This is a genomic window from Sulfitobacter sp. HI0040, assembly GCF_001634885.1.
In the GTDB taxonomy this organism is placed as follows: Bacteria; Pseudomonadota; Alphaproteobacteria; order Rhodobacterales; family Rhodobacteraceae; genus Sulfitobacter.
The window spans coordinates 1-18,184 of the sequence record NZ_LWEX01000038.1 but is presented as its reverse complement, the minus strand read 5'-3'; the positions used below and the strand labels follow the sequence as shown (position 1 = coordinate 18,184).

The window sequence follows — 18,184 nt, the reverse complement described above, 5'->3', positions numbered from 1 at the left end:
CATGTCCGAGTGGCGAGAAATGACGCCGCTGGACTGGTCGCTTTTCGTAGAGGGCTGGAACGAAGCCCACGCGAGCGACAAGCCGCAGCCCCCCACATGGGATCAGTTCGAGGATTTAAAGGCGAAATATGGCTGAACCCACAGAACGCATTGCGATCCTGATAGACCTCGAAAAGGATCGCCTTGAAAAGAACGCCCGCTCTGCGGCGGCGGCGATTGACCGCTTGGAGCGCAAGTTCAATCCCTTGGCGGCAGCGGAAGAAAGAACGCGACGGAAGCAAGACCAGCTAAATGCCGCTTTGGAAGCAGGCACCATCTCGGCCAAGCGCCACGCGACCGGCATGGACCTTCTGCAGCGTGAGTACGACCAGACAGCGGCGAAGATCACCGGCACACAGTCCAAGGTGGTCGCGATGAACAGCGCTGTAGCGGCGCAGACCGGTTTTCTCACACGGAACAGGTCTGTTTTCCAGCAGGCCGGTTATCAGGTCGGTGACTTCGCGGTTCAGGTGCAGGGTGGCACGTCAGCCCTTACCGCCTTCACGCAGCAGGGTTCGCAGCTTCTCGGTGTGTTCGGCCCGTTCGGCGCTATTCTTGGCGCGGCCTTGGCGGTCGGAGCGCCGCTTGCCGGGTATTTTCTGGCGACCGGCGAAGCAGCCGCTTCTTTGGAAGATCAACTGAAGGCGCTGAAAGAGAGCATCCAAGCGGTTCAGGAGGCAAATTCTCTATCCGGCGTCGATATGGTGGCCGAGTTTGGGGCCATGGCGAGCGAGGCCAAGAAGGTCTTCGAGATCAACCAGCAGATCGCCGCGATCCGCGCGCGGTCCGCCCTGGACAATGCCGCGCGCGGAATTGCCGGGGAACTTGGGGTCGCCGGTGTGTTTGGGTTCACTCCCGAAGAGATCAGGGAACTAGACCAGACGATTGGCGCTGTTCAGTCCCGAATTCAGGAAATCCAGAACGCAGGCGCTTCTAATCTTTCCGATAGCCAACTGGCCGCAACCAATTCGGAGCTAGAGCGTCTACAGCAGAACAGTGACAAGTTGAATGAGGTGAAAGATAACATTTCCGACCTTGAAGAGGCTTTAGGGATCACGGAAGACGAAGCCAGAGGGGTTGTTGAAAAATTCGCAGCCATTGGGCAAGCAAGAGGGCCGGAAGAGCAGGCTCGGGCCATATCCGAACTTACAGAACACATACACGGCGCGTCTAACGGACTTTCTGAAGCAAGCGATGAGGGGAAGGCCCTCTATGACCAACTCTTGGAAGCGACAATCCAAGCGCTGAATCTCGCGAAAATTGATGTTGCGTCGAACATCGGCGCAGGTGCGAACGAGGCGGCTCGGCTTGCCGAAAACCTCGGCATTTCACTGGAAATTGCGGGCCGTTTGGCAAATGCGCGTGCCGCTGCGGCTAGGGCGAACGCAGTCAATAATAATGGCCTTGACGCCGAAGACCCGCGCAATCCGAACAACACCCGCGCGACGGTTTGGGATCAGGGCTACGACACGACGCCGTGGAGCGGTCGCCCCCAGCCCAAAGTAAGCACCAGCGGGGGAAGATCAGGCAGCGGTGGGCGCAAGAGTTCGCGCGCCGGATCAGGTCGCGGCGGCGGTCGCCAGCAGGAACCGCTGTTCAGCATCGCAGAGAACGAACTGCAAAAGCTGCGCCAGCAGATTGACATGCTGGGGAAGTCCAAAAGCGAAGTGGCCGCGCTGACCGTCAAGCATCGTCTGCTTGAAGAGGCGAAAAGGCGCGGTCTGGATATCACCGAAGACCTTACGCAGAAGATCGACGCAGAGGCCGCGAACGTCGGCAAGCTGGCCGAACAGTACGATCTCGCCCGCGACAAGATCGCCGCGATGGAAAAGGTGCAGTCGGAGTGGAAGGACAGCATCATTGACGCGGCCATGGGCGGCGCGAACGCGATGGATCAGTTCACCAACAGCATCAAGCGCGCGGCGCTTGAATATTTGCTGTTCGGGGAGGGCATGTTCGCAGGCGGCTCCAAGAGCCAAGGCGGTTTCGGCGGATTGCTGGGCGGCATCTTCGCGGGGATGTTTGACGGGGGCGGGCGCATCCCCTCCGGCAAGTTCGGAATCGCTGGCGAGAACGGCCCCGAGATTATCCGAGGCCCCGCCATGGTCACGTCCACGAAGGATACAGCGAAGGCTATGGGCGGCGGCGGTCAAATGGATGTGCGCGTGTACGTCGATCAGGACGGCAACTGGCAGGCCAAGGTGGAGCAGATCAGCGGTGGGGTTGTGCAGCGCGCGGCCCCGGGCATTGCTGCGCAGTCCGTAAACCGGGCGCAGGCGTCATTCCGCAACAGCAAGTCGGGATGGACGCCATGACGGACGTAATCGCATGGCCGCCTTTCGGTCTGACCGGGTGGGAATTGGCAGAAATATACCCGCAATCGCGCTCTGTGGGGCTTATCGAAGGCAGGCCGCGCACATCATCGGCGCAGCGGGCGCGGCGCGTGGCATCAGCCAACGTGGCAGGATACGGTCCAGACCAAGCGGGCGCGGGATATGTGCGGATGCTCAATCGAATGTGGGCAGGCGGGCCGCAGCTTGTGCGGGTTCGGTGCCGCCCATGGGGGCTGCAAGGCCCGCGAGGTGATCTGCGCAATACGATCCTAGAGTGGACCGCCGCCGGGGCGGATCTGCTTTGGACTGAGGGCGGAACGCCTGTTGAGTGGCGCATGGGCGAATATGGAGCCAACGCCTCCCCTGCGACAGATGGCGTTTGGCATGGGCTTACGGTTACTGGCCTACCGCCTTCGCAGATTGTGGCGCGGCCCGGTGAGCGCGTCACCGTCACAGGGGCGACGACTGAGGCGGCTTATGTCCTGAAAGTCGCGCGGACTGATGCGACAGGCGCAGCACTGGTCCGCACTGACAAACCGGAGGCCTTCACGGTTTCGGGCAATGTGGTGTTAGGTGACGCGGAGAATATCGTCTTTGAGGCCGTCAACGTGCCCCGGGCCATCAAACCGATTTCAGGGGACTACGGTTTCCAATGGGACTTTCGCGAGGTCTTTGAAGACGAATATCCTGACGGCTGGATGGAAGTTAACCCATGGTCCTGAAGCGCGGGGCCTCGGTAGCGCTTATCAAGGCGCTGACCGGGCACTTCTATCCGGTGTTGCTCACCTATGCCGACTGGCCGGGGGAGACAGTGCGCATCCATACGGGTGTGGGGACGCTGGCGTGGAATGGGCAATCGTGGCTTGGCGCGGGCAAGCTGGTGCAGTTTCAGGCACCTGAGGAAAGCACCGGCATCGCCACATCGGAGGCGAGCGTTCGCGTGGCGGCGACTATCGAGGGGATGCTGGCAGAGCGGGGCAAGATCATCCGCAACCGAACGGTGACGGTCTGGTTCGGAGTGACGACCGAGCCGGGGGGCAACGTGCTGGCGCAAGAGCCGGTGCAGTTGTTCAATGGGTACTTCGACAGCCGGTCAGGCACGCTCACACGCAACGGAGAGGACCAGATGCATGACATGGTTCTGGGCCTCGGCACCGGCCCCAGCGCCCGGTCGGCGGCCTCTGTGACACATAGCTACGAAGCGCAGATTGCCCAGTACCCGACCGATACGGCGGGGCGGCACGTCCAGAACGCGAACAAGCATCTGTACAACCCCCAGCGGTGGCCCGAGTAACACCACAGCAGGCGCTGTCAGCCTGTCTCAGCGCCATGCGAGAGCCATTCGCGTGGGGTCTACGGAAAGACTGCACGGTTGCCTGTGTGGCCTTCGCGCGACTTCACGGCGTCGATTCTCTGGCGACCGCCAGCCACACCTACAAAACGGCACTGGGCGCGGCGCGCATTCTCAATCGGTTTGGCGGATACGCGGGCTGGTGCGATGCCACGTTTGACCTGCCCCGAACGGACAGCCCCGGCCCCGGCGACCTAGCGCTGATCGAAAGCGCGGACGCGTTCGGCGCAGCCTTGGGCCTGTGCATCCAACCCGGTGAATTCGCCATCAAGACGGAGAGCGGAATGACGATTGCCCCGGCGACGATATTGAAAGGCTGGACGTGCCCTTCGTCTCTGCGCTGATTGCGTCTGCTACGACGGCCCTGACTTCAGCCGCCACAGCCCTCGGCTTCGGTGCAGCGGCGGGGACCATTGCCAGCTCCATCGTGCAATTCGGTGTATCTGCCCTGATCAACGCGGCCTTCACTGCGGTGTTTGGCAAGAAGCCTACGGCGCAGGATACCGCGAGGGAATTGGCCCAACAGACCACGGAGCCTGCCGTCCGCTTTGTCTATGGCCTGACCCGCGCAACGGGCACCCCGGCGGGCCTGCCGGTCAAGGGGGAGTACATTTACGGCGCGTGGATACTCAATTCCCGGGCTTCGGCCCTGCCAAACTTTACCCTGCATCTGGATAAGCGCGAAGTCATCCTGAGCGGCGATGCCTTCGACCTCTCCGGGCCGGGGGCCACGGCGACAAATGATCCCTTCAACGGCCATCTGAACGTTTGGATCAGCCGGGGCGATCATACCGCCCCCCCGGCGCTATTCCTGTCCGAAGCGGGCTATGCAGCGGGCACCGATGAAGACGGTTGGAAGGCATCCGACATTTGGTCGGGACTGACCGTCGTTTGGCTGAAGATCAAGGCGGGCGACCCGGGGAAACGGCAAGAACGCTGGCCCGCTTCTCCGCCTCTGGTGGAGGTCGAGGGGAAGTTTTCGCTGGTATTCGACCCGCGCACCGGAACCACGGCGTGGAGCGACAACCACGCCCTCTGCGTGCGGGACGCCTTGGTGAACCACCCGGTGCGGTCCTACCAGCCTGACCAGTTACACGAGTCCTTCGACGCTTACGGCCCGAACGTCTGCGATGAGCAGGTAGCGAAAAAGGATGGCACGACAGAGCCGAGGTACATCGCCGCCGGAACCGTTCGCTTCGATGATGGGGAGATTGAGGACCAGTTGAACCCGCTGATGGTCAGCGGGGCGGCTGACTTCATCAGAGTGGGTGGCACGCTGGGATATGCGCCGGGGGAGTACCGCGCGCCCGCCCTGACGCTGGATTATCTTCTTGGCGACGGAATCGAGTTTCCCGACATGCTGCCGGGCGCTGAGTTGGTCAACCAGTTGCGCGTGTCCTACCTCGCCCCGGAACGCGGATATGAGACGGCAGATTTGCAGCCGTGGAATATCCCCGACGCGCTGACTGAAGATGGCGGCGTTCCGACGGTCAAGACCTTGGACCTGCCGTTTTGCAGCAGCGCCACGCAGGCCATGCGCGTGAGGAAGATTGCGGGGCTGCGATTGCGGCGGCAAAGCCGGATCACGGGCGGTTCTCTACCCCCAGAGGCGTTCGACCTTATCGGCGGGTCTACCGTCAGCATCGCACTGCCTGCGCCCTACAACGCGCTGGATGGGGTCTACGAGGTTGAGGGTATCCATCCCGGCCTTGACCCCCTCGGGGAAAACGAAGGCGTGGCTCTGCGGATGCCAGCCGCATTGGTGGGCCATGGGGCGGAGGTCTACGCATACGACCCGCAGGTCGATGAGGAAGAAGTCTATCACGAACCATACGACGGCACTCGCGCGGCCACGCAGCCCCCGGGGGCTATCGCGGTCACGGTTGGCGATGGCGTCAATATGGAGACCGGCGGGCCGATCATCCCCCGCATCCGGTTCGCCTTCGATCCGTCGCCCTCCATCGTACTGTCCTACGAATACGAATACCGCCTCGGGGGTGGTGCCTACACGACCGGGGGGTTCATCGACCGCGACGTGCGCGATGCGGCTGGCAAGGTCTTCGGCTTCATCAACGTCACGACCGGTGCGACATATGACATTCGTGTTCGGGCCATCAGCAGCGGCGGCGCGTCCGATTGGGTTGAGGTCACAGGCGTCATCCCTGCGGTCACGATCAATCTGGATATCCCCGTTGATGGCGCTGCGACCGGCAGCAGCAACTCAATCACCGCCAGCTTCACAGCGCCGAATGACCCGGAATTTCGGGCCATGGAAATTTTCGGATCGGACACAGACGACGTGAACGCTGCGACCGCTCTCGGCCCTCCAATCTACACCGCACAGAATAGCCGCGTGAACGTGACGGAATCCGGCTTGGCTGACAACCAGCGCCGCTACTACTTCGCCCGCTCTCGTGGCGACTACACCAACGTATCAGCGTTCACCGCGAGCGTCACAGCAGTAACCAACCCATCCGTTTAGGGGATAATTAAACATGCCAGCACCTTACTTTTTTTTACGCACCACTGGTACGAACGAAAAAAACGCCAAAGTTGAAGACCTTGCAAACGGCATCAACGCGCCGCTCAAAAGCCTTTTCGATGACATCGTGGGTGTTGATGGCAGGGTGTCCGCAGTTGAGGGAACGGCTATCTCCGGCGTCACCCGTAAAGAGGCTGCCGCCTGCGCCACCACGGCGAACATCACGCTATCGGGCGAGCAAACAATCGACGGCGTGGCCACAAGCGCAAGCCGGGTACTGGTGAAGAACCAAAGCACGGCGGCGGAAAACGGCATCTATGTCTCGGCGTCCGGTGCGTGGTCGCGGGCTGCTGATATGGACGCGGCGGGCGAGGTGCAGGGCGCTGCGGTTTACGTCACAGGTGGCACGGCGGGAGCGGGTAAGACGTTCTACACAGGCTCCGAAGTCTCGACGCTTGGCACCGATGCGATTGCCTGGGTGGTTTCTGAGGATCAGGGGGCGTTGCAGGCCGAGGTGGCTCGTAAGGCGAACAAGGAGCAGATTGACGCTTATGAGCAAATACCGCACCCGCGCGCAGAATTTGTTCTGACAGATGACGATGGAAATGAAGTTGCCCGAGTTGACGCTTCGCGCATTGATCACCCTCTAATTCACCAAATGGAAAAGTCGATTGAGGAGAGCGCGGCCAAAGTTGTGCCGATCTCAAATGACGCTTCTGGTCGAAGCTCCTTCGCTATCGTAGATGGGGACGGAAATCTTATCTGTGAGATTGATGCGGACCATATTCGGCACCCGTCAATCAGCGGGAGCGGTGCGGATGCAGCGGGGAGTAAGGCGTCCAGCGTCCGCACGTCCCGTGTTTTCGAGCCGCGTGACAGCATTTGGGATAGCATTCAGCTTTTATCCGGCGTGGCGATGGCTGCTTGCATGGGGCAGTCCAACTCCCACGGCAACGACGCAACCCCCGTAATTTCCACATTTGGCAGCGATTGGGCTAAGATGTTTATCGGCGGTGTTCGGCCAAATGATGCGCGGACGACCCCAATTCGAGGCGCTTTTACAGCACTAAGCGAATTCGCTAACGGCACCATTGGGGAAACATCAGCGTCCGGTGCCGCAAAGGCATTCTCGCAATTCATGCTGGATGAAGAGGGCGTTGACCTCTCAGCCGATGAAGCGGCAATGTTTTTTGCTAACCACTCTGCACCGGGGGCAACCATTGAGGCTGGGATTGCCTCTGGCACTACTGCTTTTAACGATATGGCACAATCTATGAACCTTGGGTCAAGTGTTGCCAACACTGCGGGACAACCTTTTAGTGTAGCTGCGTTGCTTCTTGATATTGGTGAAAGCAACCAAAACAACGGCACCACTCAGGCCGCCTATGTTACCCTGAATACCACACTCCGAAGCGATTTGGAGGCACAGGCGCAAACCTACGGCCTCGCGCGCCCCTTGCCGGTGTTTATCAATCAAATGAATACGATTGTTCCCGGCCCTACGCCCGCGCCCGTGGATGGCTCTGTGGTGCCTGCCATCGCGCTTGCACAACTGCAACTTGCTCAGGAACAGGACTATTTCTGTCTGGTCGGCCCGTCATACCATATCCCCTATGTGAGCCTGTCCAACATTCACTATAGCGCCTATGGGCAGCTATTGAAGGGTGCTTACCTTGGCCGCGCCATGAAACGATGGCTAGTGGATGGGATTAAGCCGCGACCCGTCGCTCCCTTGTCTGCATGGAAGCAAGGCAATTTCGTGATGGTTAAGATGGACATCCAAAGCCGGACGCCGCTGGTAATCGACAACGCTGCCTTCCCTGACGTGCAGGATAGCGGTGTGCAAATTGTGGACAGCGGCGGCACTGCACTGACAATCAATTCTATCACAGTAGCGTGGGGCGATACGCTCGTAATCGAGGTCGCAAGCGGAACGCCCGCCACTTTCCGATATGGATGGATCGGTGTGACAGACGGGAGCAATTTGGGAAAACTGCAAGGCTGCGTCCGCGACAGCGAAGGCGACCATGAAATCTTTGACCCTGCCGGGGCGGCGTATCCGCTCCATAACTGGCTTGTTGCCTGCGAGGAGACAATTCTATGACCATTTTGAAGATCAACATCGGCGGCACCGGCGGCCAGCTTGGTAAATATACGCCTTTGCCACGGTTAGGTGGGGCACTCTACGCAGGATACCTTCTCGGCACAGACTATCATGCGTCAGATGCCTTTGGTGGCTCTAGCGTGGATGACCTTTCTGGCAACGGTCGGAGCCTGACGGCTACGGGCGGCGCGTATGATGTTGACCATATGGTGGCGAACGGATCAAACTTTATGGAGGCTCCATTCACTGATGATGATCTATTTGGCCTGAGCGGCTGTACGATCATCACAGTTTCTGCGGCGGTAAGTGGCGTGAGCAATATCGAAGCTGGCACGTTTTCATTCCCAGCAGACGGGAAAAGGGGGATTGCGTTAGGGCAATCCTCAGATGCCGCAAAACCACTTACATCCTACAACTTTCAAGGCGGGCCGCAGGTTGACTTGAATGGCGGTCTTGCGCGGTCGAATTCTGTATTCGAGTTTCGAGCAGCGACCTTTTCGCCATCTGGCGGCATGGTTTACCGCCAACGAAACGACATCGCAACAGCGCAGACCGCCGTCACCGGGTCGGGACACAACATCCTGCTTCCCCAAAGTGTGCGGATCGGCCAGCCAAACGTAGGGTCTGGGTTTGACGGCGCATCCAAAATTGCCGCAGCGCTTTTTGCATCGAAAGCCCTTAACCCAATACAGCTTGATGATGCGTATTCTGAAATGAAGGCGCTGATGGGCCAGTTCTCATTGGTGATCTAATGCTCCCCCTCTGCGAAGCCGTCAGCCGCCGCCTCTGCCGCTGGCTGACGGGCTGGGACATGACGATCTGCGCCTACGCATGGTGGCGTCGTGACCGCAATCTTCACAAATCATGGGGTTAGCGAATGACACGCGAGAATTTCTCTATCGTCCAGCCTTGGGTGCTTGCTCACGAAGGCGGGTATGTGAACAACCGCAAAGACCCGGGCGGGGCCACCAACATGGGCATCATCCAGCGAACCTATGACGCCTACCGCAAGTTGATCGGCTTGGCCCGGCGCAGTGTCAGGTACATCACCCCGACCGAGCGCGACACAATCTATAAGACGCAGTTTTGGGACAAGGTGTTAGGCGACCGCCTGCCTTCCGGCGTTGATTATGCGGTGTACGACTTCGCGGTTAACTCGGGCGTCAAGCGGGCGTCTGAATACCTGCAACGCATCGTTGGCGTTCGGCAGGATGGTATCATCGGCATGGAGACCTTGGCGGCGGTAGAAGCAATGCCCGCTGGCGAGGTCATAGAGCGTCTGTGCCGCGACCGGATCGCGTTCATGAAGCGCATCCGGCACCGCAGGACGAACGCGCTCTTGTGGAAGACCTTCGGGAAGGGCTGGACCCGCCGCGTCATGGGCCGGTGGGAAGGCGTTCAGGAAGGCGACCATGGCGTGATCGACCGGGCCACGATGCTTGCGAACAAGGCTCAGCTCATCCCAGCCCCGAAGATCCTCAAGGACGGTTCCGGCGCACGGGCGAACGGTCCATCCAGTTTCTGGGCGGGCATCATCTCGGCGCTGCGTGCGCTGTTCGGGCGGTGACGTATGGACCCGTATCTTGTCACCTTCATCATTCACCTGATCGTCGTCCTTGGAGCGGCGGCCATCATCGCGCTACTGCGCTGAAAGGATTGCCATGCGTGAGTACATCAAGCCACGAAGCCTGACCTTCTGGGCGGGACTTATCTCCATCGCCTGCGGCGTCCTGCTGGGCATTCATGAGGCAAACCCGCTGGGCTGGGGGCCTGACGCCCTGATCAACATGATCGGCACGGACACGTCGCCTGCCATGCTGGTGACAACTGGCCTCGGCCTCATCGGCATCCGCCGGAAGCTGGGCGCATGAGCGCGCTTGGATCGAAGCTGCGGCGGCTTGAAGGTGGCAAGGTGGCATTCAAATGCCCCGGCTGCAATCAGGTGCACCATGTGACCGTGGACGGTTCACGCGGATGGACCTTCAATGGCGACGGGGACAACCCAACATTCTCGCCTTCCGTCTTGGTAAATGGCACAGTGCCTATCTCCGACGAACAGCACGCGCGGATTATGGCAGGTGAGAAAATCACGCCCGCACCGTTGGTTTGCCACTCATTTGTCACCGATGGGCGCATTCAGTTTCTGAACGATTGCACCCACGCGCTGGCTGGGCAGAACGTTGAGTTGCCAGACTGGGGCGGCAAGACATGACCCGCATTGTCATCACGGTGTTGGCGCTGCTGGCGCTCACCCTCGGGGCCTACTGGCTATTGGACCGCGACGACCACCTGCGCGACGAAATCAACCGACAGAACAGCGAAAGGACCATAGGCGATGCGATACGCGATAGCGATGCTGATACTGCTTGGCGCGACCGGCTGCGTGCGCGGGAGTGACGCCGCGTTCTGTGGCCCCGACTTCACCGGGGCCGTTGACCGGCTGGCAGAAGCCCTCCCGCATCCTGACACGCCCGATAGCGTGGGGCAGGCGGGAACGGCTGTCGTGCTGGGCCATGATGCAGGGTGTGCCTGACGTGACGCGCTCACCCGATCCGCATTTCGTGCGGCTGGCTACGATAGAATACTTCGCGGCGGCGGCGGTGTTCGGCTGGGGGCTATGGTTGCTGGTATGGGGATCTGACAGCGCCATTTCGTCGGCGGCGTTCGCCTATCTGCGGGCCAGCGTAGAAGGCTGGGGGTTTGGCCCCGCATGGCGCGTGCTTGGCCTTCTCGGCATGGCCTCCGGCGTTCTCTACGCCATTGCGGTGAAGATCAACGGGGCGGGAATGATGTGGACGCCTATCGTGCGCGGGACCACGTGCGTCGGGGCCGTCATCTTCTACGCGAACCTTGTCTATTCAATCATGCAGGTCCAACCATCAAGCACAGGCGTCTATAGTTACGCGACCATTTCCGTCTTCTACGCCTGCTTGTTCGTCGCGAACCTCGACCGTTTCGCAGTGTCTCTTGTACTGATTTGGGAACGGCTTCGTGGACTGGATACCTGATGCAATTTCAGCGTTTGGCGCAGTATTCGAACTGATCGGTTTGACCGGCCTCATTCTCATTCTGGCGACCGCGCTCATTGCGTTCTCGGTCTGGATGCACGGCGGGCGCGCCACGGAAAAGCGGATTGCCGAGGTTGTCACGCCCGTCACCTGCCAGTGGGGTGATAATGAGCGCAACCGACTGAACCGGCTGGCAGAGCAGGTCGAGCGCATGGCCGACAACATGGAGCGCTCTGCCGAAAGCGCGCAGCGCATGGAGCGCGACATCATCCGTATCTCTGCCATCGTCAGCAGATCTGACGGGATGCCGACCCCTTACAGAAACACACCACCTGAAACGAAAGGATAGCCAATGTTTATGCTCGTTGCGTCGTTCTGCGCCTACGTCGAAGGCGTTGGAACGGTTTGTGAAAACAGGGTACTGGAAGCGCTCGGCCCTGCTGAATGCGGCATCATGGTCTCACAAGTTGTTCGCGCGATCCAAAGTGATCTAGCAGAAAGACAAGCCCCGCTTATCGGCATCGCCGTGGGGTGTATGCCGCAAGCAGAAGCGTAGCTTCCCGCTTCTGAATCAAGAAGCCCCTCGCGATTATGTCGTGGGGGTTTTTGCGTTTCTGGGGCGGCTCCGGTTCAGTTGGGCGGGTTCTTTTCAGCCGCGCATCGTTTGCAGCGATAGATAGTTGCCCACGGCCCGCGATACTCAGCCCCGTCCCATATGTGGCCAAGAATGCGGCAGATCAGGCGTTCCATGGTGCGGCTTCAACGCCATCAAACCCCGGCTCAATATCTATGGGATTGCGAGGAAGCCAAGTGGGACCGGTCAAGCCGTCGTATTCAGTTATCGTAATTATCTTGGTTGCGGTCCATACAAAGACAGGGTGACAGTCAGCACCGCCATATCCGTTGACGTACTCGTATGATAGAAAAGGCTTGGCGACCTCCCATGAGATAACTTTGTTCAGTGGTGCGGCATTGAAATTTTCGTCTTTGTCGCTGTTGAACCTGTCTCGGTAATGCGGGCCAATCACGACAGCCTCGATCGTCTCATCGCCCGCGATGTTCTCAATCCAATCGGATATTACAGCCATGTTTTTTCCTTTCACCGTGGGTGGGTTCCATCGTGTAGAAATTCTATCCTGAAAGTCGGCTAATGCCACCGCGCGAACGTGCGCATCCATCTGGCGGTCTTCGAGCGGAGAAACGTAGTCACCACGCCGACTGCGGCACCATTTGCACTGACATGCCCCGCACGTACATTCGTTCTCAGGGCCACATATCTCGCAGAGCATATCGGTCTCCGGTGTTGGGTGGACAGGGCATCAAGGCCCGCAAGTTGTCGATCACTATAGGCCACTGATAACAAACGGTTTTTGCTATTTAGGCACCGAAATTGCGGTTTCCTGTCGATCGGTAAGTGCCTGCCACACTTTCCTGATTTGTTCACCGTTTGTCAGGGGGGTCTGCCACACAAAACTGGTAGCGATTTCAATGTGGAGCGCCGAATTTGCAATCCGCTGCGTAACCACTCCGCCAACTCGCCGTTCCGGATGCTGCTGCACTGCTAACCGATCCCGATTGCGCCTGCAAGCGCATAGCGGTGCGAAGGGCCTCAAGGTCAGCCGTTGCCGGGCCGCGCGGGATGTGGCACACCCGAATACGAAGAATCCCGACCGATGAGATGTGCCGATGAGCGATTACGCAGCCCGCAGGACGATGATGGTGGACACGCAGGTGAGACCGTCGGACGTCACCAAGTTTCCCATCATCGACGCCATGCTTTCCGTCCCCCGCGAAGACTTCGTGCCCGCGGCGCAGCGGGAGGCTGCCTATGTGGGCGAGAACCTCGAACTGGGGGGCGGGCGGGTCCTGCTGGAGCCGCGCACGCTGGCCAAGATGCTGGACGCGCTGGCGATTTCCAACGCCGATCTGGTGCTCGATGTGGGCTGCGCCATGGGATATTCCTCTGCCGTGATCGCCCATATGGCGGCCGCCGTGGTGGCCGTGGAATCCGATGAGGCCATGGCCCATGAGGCGCAGGAGGCGCTGACCGGCGCGGGCGTCGATACGGTGATCGTCCACGAAGGCCCGCTTGCCGAGGGCGCGCCGCAGCATGGGCCCTATGATGTGGTACTGGTGCAGGGCGGGGTGCAGCAGGTGCCCGGCGCGCTGACTGATCAGCTCAAGGAAGGGGGGCGGATCGCCTGTCTCTTCGTCGAAGGCAATCTGGGCGAGGTGCGTATCGGCTACAAGCGCGACGGCCACGTCAACTGGCGCAAGGCTTTCAATGCCGGCGCACCCGTGCTTGAAGGGTTCGAAAAGCAGGCCGTTTTCCAATTGTGAACGATTTCTTCACGACGGTTTGACAGTTCGCTGGGCGGACTTACCGAGGAGAATGAAAATGATTGCATGGATTTTGACCGGCCGTTTCCGCCGATCGGCCATTCTGGCCAGTGTTTGCATGCTCTCCGTCGTACCTGCCGCGGTGCGGGCCGATACGCTCGCCGATGCGCTGGTGGGGGCCTATAACACCTCCGGCCTGCTGGATCAGAACCGCGCGTTGCTGCGCGCCGCGGACGAAGACGTGGCACAGGCGGCGGCGGCGCTGAAGCCCATCGTGCGCTGGACGGCGGATATCGCGCAGGGTTTCGGGCGCACGACGAATGACACGGGCCTTGCCGTGGTGCGCAGTTCCGTCGATACGCTGACCGCTTCCGTCGCGCTGGTGGCGGACCTGTTGCTTTATGATTTCGGCGCCAGCCAGTTCCGGGTCGAGGCGGCGAAGGAAACGGTGCTGGCCACCCGCGATGCGCTTCTGGGCATCGAACAGAATGTGCTGCTGCGCGCGGTGGCGGCCTATATGCGGGTGATCGAGGCGCAGGACTTCGTGGCGCTTCAGAACAACAACCAGCGGGTGCTGACGCAGGAGCTGCGCGCCGCCCGAGACCGGTTCGAGGTGGGCGAGGTCACGCGGACGGACGTGTCGCTCGCGGAATCGCAGCTGGCGCTGGCCCGCAGCCGTTTGGCCGCCGCCGAAGGGGACCTGCTGCGCGCGATAGAGGAATACCGCGCCGTCGTGGGCAGCAAGCCATCGCGGCTCGCTCCGCCGCCCAGCCTGCCGCAGATCGACCGCGATATCGACACCGCGAAGGCCCTTGCGGTACGTCGCCACCCGGATCTGCGCGCCGCCCAGCATCAGGTCGCCGCGGCGGACCTGCTGGTGGATGCAAGCCGTGCCGCGATGAAGCCCCGCGTCAGCGCGAATGCGCGCTACGGGCTGTCAGAGACGCTGAATTCCAGTTCCGGCAATGCGACGGGCAGCATCGGGCTTTCGGTGGGGCAGACGCTCTATCAGGGCGGTGCGCTGTCTTCGACCGTGCGGCGCAACATGGCGCAGCGGGATGCGCAGCGTGCCAACCTGCATGTGGTGCGTGAAAACGTGCAGCAATCGGTGGGCAATGCCTATGCCGATTACGCCGCCGCCCGCGCGCAGCTCGAAGCCTCCGACCGGCAGATAAGCGCGGCGGAGATTGCCTTTCGCGGCGTGAGGGAGGAGGCGACGCTGGGCGCGCGCACCACGCTGGATGTGCTGGACGCCGAACAGGCACTGCTGGATGCGCGCTCCATCCAGGTCTCTGCGCGCTCCGCCGTCTATATCGCGGCCTATGCGGTGCTGGCCGCCACGGGGCGGCTGACCGCGGTGGACCTGAAGCTGCCGGTCCAGATCTACGACCCGGCGGCCTATTATAACCTCGTCAAGGATGGGCCGGTGCCGCGCTCCGCCCAGGGACAGAAGCTGGACCGGGTGTTGCGCGCGCTCCAGAAAGACTGACAAATTGATCCGCCCCATTGTGGGAATCCCGCCAAGGCGCTAAGGTCGGCGGCGAGGAAAGAGTGGAAAAGCGATATGTCCGAACCCGTCACGAATGCCGAGGTCGAGGATGTCCTGTCGTCCATCCGCAGGCTGGTATCCGAAGACAAGCGTCCCCTGCAGGCCCCGCGTGCGGCGCCGCAGGCCAATGACAAGCTGGTCCTGACACCCGCCCTGCGTGTGGCGGAACAGGCCCCGTCCGCGACCGAACCTGAGCCGCAGGCGTCGGAGCCTGCACCGCCCCCCGCATCCCAGTACGAGGCCGAGGGCCAGATCGACGACTGGAACGACGACGGCGCGCAGGACGATTCCCCGGGTGAAGCCCCTTTCGAGGAAAACGCCTTTCACGATCTCGACCCCGCCGAAGAGCGCGAGGCCCCCGTGGCCCAGCCTGCTCCGACGGAGCGGGAGATGAACATCGCCCGCGCCCGCACACAGGACACGCTCTATCCCTTCATCGACGACGAGGAGGAGTTGGAGGACGAGGCCGAGGTTGCGGAGCCGTCGCAGCAGGTGCGGAACGCGCCCGCCGAACCCGCCGCCGAGGAAGAAGACGAGCCTGCGCCCGATGTGATGTTCTCCCACCGGTTCGCGACTGCGCGGCCCACGCCTGACGGCAATGCCCCGCTGCGCCCCGGCACCCTGAGCGAGAAGATCGCCGCGCTGGAAACGGCGATCGGCAACAGCCGCGAGGACTGGGAGCCGGAAGCCGCAGGTTCCGGCGACTACGCTGGTACGCCCGCCCCCGCCATGGCCTGGGAAGACGACGAGGAAGCGCCCGCGCGCAGGCCCCGCACAGAGGCGCGCAGCGGCGCCTCGATGGAAAGCGGTTCGCCCTCTCCCTTCGCGCGGCCCTCTGCGCAGCAGGAGGCCCCCGCCGAGCGCCCGCAGGAGCCGCCGCAGGAAACCTCGGATGCCTTTGACGGTGACGATCAGGTGCTGGATGAAGAAGCCCTGCGCGACCTCGTGGCCGAAATCGTCCGGGCGGAGCTTCAGGGGGCGCTGGGGGAGCGGATCACCCGCAACGTGCGCAAGCTGGTGCGCCGGGAAATCCACCGCGCCCTGACGGCGCAGGAACTGGAATAGACGGCACCGGGGCCATTCGCGGCCCCGGCACCCCGGCACCCCGGGACCGTGATCGGGGGCCGACCCGGTGCCTGCTTTCACCCTTTCATAAATACTCAATTCCGACGGTGCCGCCCGCGTTACGCAGGCGGGCCGACAGGCTCGGCCAGCTCCAGCAGGGTATCGAGATCGAAATAGGTCTCGATGTGGTTGGCGAGCGTATCCAGCGTTTCGTCCACGCCGCTTTCGTAGTCCATCAGCGCCTCGGCCCCAAACCGGGCCAGATAGGCGTTGCGAAAGGCGTCCGACGCGAAGATCCCGTGCATGTAGCACCCCGCGACCCGGCCCGTCGCGTTGGCCGCGCCCTCCCGCTCCCCCGCGAAGGTGAGCCAGGCGCGGTCACAGTCGGGGCCGGTGGTTTCGCCCATGTGGATCTCGTACCCCGTCAGCAGCGTGCCGCTTTCGGGATGCTCCCCCTGTTTCTGTGACAGCCGCTTCAGCGGTGCCATGGTTGTTTCCACCTCCAGCAGGCCGAGGCCGGGAACGCTGACGGCGGGGCCTTCGACGCCGTCGGGGTCCGCGATGCTGCGCCCCAGCATCTGGAAACCGCCGCAGAGGCCCAGCACATGCCCGCCCCGCCGCACATGGGCGGCGATGTCCACGTCCCAGCCTTCGGCGCGCAGGGCGGCAAGGTCCGAGATGGTGGATTTGCTGCCCACCAGCAGCACAAGGTCGGCATCGGCGGGGATGGGCGCGCCCGGAACGATCAGGCGCAAGTCCACCCCCGGTTCGGCGGCCAGCGGGTCGAGATCGTCGAAATTGGCGATGCGGGGCAGGCGGGGCACTGCGATGACGCATCCCGACCCGCCCGAACGGCTGCGCGCGGGCAGGTCCATCACGTCTTCGGCAGGCAGCCTGTGCGCCAGATCGAACCACGGCAGCACGCCGAGGCAGGGCCAGCCGGTGCGTGCGACGATATCTTCGCGGCCCGCGTCGAACAGGCTGCGATCACCGCGAAACTTGTTGACGCCGAAGCCGCGCACCATGGCTCTGTCGGCCTCCTCCAGCACGGCCTGGGTGCCCACGATCTGCGCGATGACGCCGCCCCGGTCGATATCCCCCATGAGGATCACCGGCACCCCCGCGGCGGTGGCGAAGCCCATGTTGGCGATGTCACCGGCCCGCAGGTTCGTCTCCGCCGGGCTGCCCGCGCCTTCGACGACGATCAACTCACAATCCCGCGCCAGCCGCTCGAAGGATTGGAGCACACGGGGCAAAAGCGTGGCCTTGTCGCGCCCGAAGGCCGCGGCCTCCTGATGGCCAGCGACGCGCCCCTGCACGACGATCTGCGCGCCCGTGGCCGTCTGCGGTTTGAGCAGAATGGGGTTCATGTCCGTATGCGGCGGCACGCCCGCCGCGCGGGCCTGCAGCGCCTGTGCGCGCCCGATTTCACCCCCGTCTTCGGTGACGGCGGCATTGTTGGACATGTTCTGCGGCTTGAAGGGCCGCACCCGCATGCCGCGCCGTGCCAGCGCGCGCAGGATGCCCGCGACGACCATCGACTTGCCGACATTGCTGCCGGTGCCTTGTATCATGATCGCTTTTGTCATCTGCTGGCCCTTCGGAAAACGGCGCCAGACTGGCGCAAATCCCCCGCTGGGAAAAGAGGCAATGGATGAATACACCGGCACATCTTCTGCTCGGGGCCGCCGTGTTCGGTCGGGGCGGCGACCGGCGGCTCATATGGGCGGCACTGGCGGGCAGCCTGCTGCCGGACCTGTCGCTTTACGTGCTGGCCGGTGGGGCGCTTTACCTCTTCGGGATCCCCGCGCGCGAAGTTTTCGGCGAGCTTTACTTTTCGGAGACCTGGCAGACCGTCTTCGCGATCGACAATTCGTTCTTCGTCTGGGGCGGGCTGCTGGCGCTGGCGCTTT

General features: G+C 62.0%; 21 protein-coding genes and 1 pseudogene. 20 read left to right on the top strand and 2 right to left on the bottom strand.

Annotation, left to right across the window (positions count from 1 at the left end):
• The first annotated feature begins 1 nt into the window (after position 1).
• The 16 genes from A3728_RS23840 (at position 2) to A3728_RS04045 (ending at position 11,873) form a co-directional block, all read left to right on the top strand.
• Positions 2-136 carry a hypothetical protein gene (locus A3728_RS23840; protein ID WP_269084721.1) on the top strand — a complete coding sequence of 45 codons (135 nt, stop codon included), beginning with the start codon at positions 2-4 and terminating at the stop codon, positions 134-136.
• The gene (locus tag A3728_RS22635; RefSeq protein WP_067920517.1) at positions 129-2,354 is read left to right on the top strand and encodes a hypothetical protein; all 2,226 of its coding nucleotides are present in this window, start codon (positions 129-131) and stop codon (positions 2,352-2,354) included. Before A3728_RS23840 ends, A3728_RS22635 begins: the two co-directional genes overlap by 8 nt.
• 353 nt (positions 2,355-2,707) lie before the next feature.
• Positions 2,708-3,094: a hypothetical protein gene (locus tag A3728_RS22630; protein ID WP_150120636.1), complete on the top strand. Its 387-nt coding sequence runs from the start codon at positions 2,708-2,710 to the stop codon at positions 3,092-3,094.
• Positions 3,085-3,666 carry a hypothetical protein gene (locus tag A3728_RS04100; RefSeq protein WP_067920514.1) on the top strand — a complete coding sequence of 194 codons (582 nt, stop codon included), beginning with the start codon at positions 3,085-3,087 and terminating at the stop codon, positions 3,664-3,666. Before A3728_RS22630 ends, A3728_RS04100 begins: the two co-directional genes overlap by 10 nt.
• Positions 3,654-4,067, top strand: coding sequence for a DUF6950 family protein (locus A3728_RS04095; RefSeq protein ID WP_443069089.1), 414 nt, complete (start codon positions 3,654-3,656; stop codon positions 4,065-4,067). The genes A3728_RS04100 and A3728_RS04095 overlap by 13 nt, the downstream gene beginning before the upstream one ends.
• Complete coding sequence (locus A3728_RS04090) at positions 4,046-6,205, top strand: phage tail protein (protein WP_067920510.1); 2,160 nt, start codon at positions 4,046-4,048, stop codon at positions 6,203-6,205. Before A3728_RS04095 ends, A3728_RS04090 begins: the two co-directional genes overlap by 22 nt.
• A 13-nt stretch (positions 6,206-6,218) precedes the next feature.
• Positions 6,219-8,309, top strand: a complete 2,091-nt coding sequence (locus A3728_RS04085; RefSeq protein ID WP_067920508.1) for a hypothetical protein — start codon at positions 6,219-6,221, stop codon at positions 8,307-8,309.
• Positions 8,306-9,061 carry a hypothetical protein gene (locus A3728_RS04080; protein WP_067920506.1) on the top strand — a complete coding sequence of 252 codons (756 nt, stop codon included), beginning with the start codon at positions 8,306-8,308 and terminating at the stop codon, positions 9,059-9,061. Before A3728_RS04085 ends, A3728_RS04080 begins: the two co-directional genes overlap by 4 nt.
• Before the next feature lie 125 nt (positions 9,062-9,186).
• Positions 9,187-9,876, top strand: a complete 690-nt coding sequence (locus tag A3728_RS04075; RefSeq protein ID WP_067951597.1) for a glycoside hydrolase family 108 protein — start codon at positions 9,187-9,189, stop codon at positions 9,874-9,876.
• A gap of 94 nt (positions 9,877-9,970) precedes the next feature.
• The gene (locus A3728_RS04070; protein ID WP_067920502.1) at positions 9,971-10,180 is read left to right on the top strand and encodes a hypothetical protein; all 210 of its coding nucleotides are present in this window, start codon (positions 9,971-9,973) and stop codon (positions 10,178-10,180) included.
• Positions 10,177-10,521, top strand: a complete 345-nt coding sequence (locus A3728_RS04065) for a DUF6527 family protein (RefSeq protein ID WP_067920501.1) — start codon at positions 10,177-10,179, stop codon at positions 10,519-10,521. Before A3728_RS04070 ends, A3728_RS04065 begins: the two co-directional genes overlap by 4 nt.
• Positions 10,518-10,706, top strand: coding sequence for a hypothetical protein (locus A3728_RS04060; protein WP_067920499.1), 189 nt, complete (start codon positions 10,518-10,520; stop codon positions 10,704-10,706). Before A3728_RS04065 ends, A3728_RS04060 begins: the two co-directional genes overlap by 4 nt.
• On the top strand, positions 10,645-10,842 hold the full coding sequence (locus A3728_RS23640; protein ID WP_161487236.1) for a hypothetical protein: 198 nt from the start codon (positions 10,645-10,647) through the stop codon (positions 10,840-10,842). The genes A3728_RS04060 and A3728_RS23640 overlap by 62 nt, the downstream gene beginning before the upstream one ends.
• Positions 10,835-11,317, top strand: a complete 483-nt coding sequence (locus A3728_RS04055; RefSeq protein WP_150120635.1) for a hypothetical protein — start codon at positions 10,835-10,837, stop codon at positions 11,315-11,317. Before A3728_RS23640 ends, A3728_RS04055 begins: the two co-directional genes overlap by 8 nt.
• Complete coding sequence (locus A3728_RS04050) at positions 11,301-11,666, top strand: hypothetical protein (RefSeq protein WP_150120634.1); 366 nt, start codon at positions 11,301-11,303, stop codon at positions 11,664-11,666. The genes A3728_RS04055 and A3728_RS04050 overlap by 17 nt, the downstream gene beginning before the upstream one ends.
• A 3-nt stretch (positions 11,667-11,669) precedes the next feature.
• The gene (locus A3728_RS04045) at positions 11,670-11,873 is read left to right on the top strand and encodes a hypothetical protein (RefSeq protein ID WP_067920493.1); all 204 of its coding nucleotides are present in this window, start codon (positions 11,670-11,672) and stop codon (positions 11,871-11,873) included.
• A gap of 181 nt (positions 11,874-12,054) precedes the next feature.
• Here the strand turns inward: A3728_RS04045 and A3728_RS04040 are convergent, their stop codons facing one another.
• A complete protein-coding gene (locus A3728_RS04040) occupies positions 12,055-12,405 on the bottom strand; it encodes a hypothetical protein (protein ID WP_067920492.1) in 351 nt (116 codons plus the stop codon).
• Positions 12,406-13,003: 598 nt separating this feature from the next.
• Here A3728_RS04040 and A3728_RS04035 point away from each other — a divergent pair.
• The 3 genes from A3728_RS04035 (at position 13,004) to A3728_RS04025 (ending at position 16,271) form a co-directional block, all read left to right on the top strand.
• Positions 13,004-13,657, top strand: coding sequence for a protein-L-isoaspartate O-methyltransferase family protein (locus tag A3728_RS04035; protein ID WP_067920490.1), 654 nt, complete (start codon positions 13,004-13,006; stop codon positions 13,655-13,657).
• Between the two features lie 58 nt (positions 13,658-13,715).
• Positions 13,716-15,146: a TolC family outer membrane protein gene (locus A3728_RS04030; protein ID WP_067920488.1), complete on the top strand. Its 1,431-nt coding sequence runs from the start codon at positions 13,716-13,718 to the stop codon at positions 15,144-15,146.
• Between the two features lie 75 nt (positions 15,147-15,221).
• Complete coding sequence (locus A3728_RS04025) at positions 15,222-16,271, top strand: hypothetical protein (RefSeq protein WP_067920487.1); 1,050 nt, start codon at positions 15,222-15,224, stop codon at positions 16,269-16,271.
• A 119-nt stretch (positions 16,272-16,390) separates the two neighbouring features.
• Here A3728_RS04025 and A3728_RS04020 read toward each other — a convergent pair whose 3' ends face one another.
• Entirely contained in the window at positions 16,391-17,860 is a 1,470-nt protein-coding gene (locus A3728_RS04020) for a cobyric acid synthase (protein ID WP_067920485.1), read from the bottom strand.
• A gap of 65 nt (positions 17,861-17,925) precedes the next feature.
• Here A3728_RS04020 and A3728_RS04015 point away from each other — a divergent pair.
• A pseudogene (locus tag A3728_RS04015) lies at positions 17,926-18,184 on the top strand (cobalamin biosynthesis protein CobQ); the annotation flags it as partial.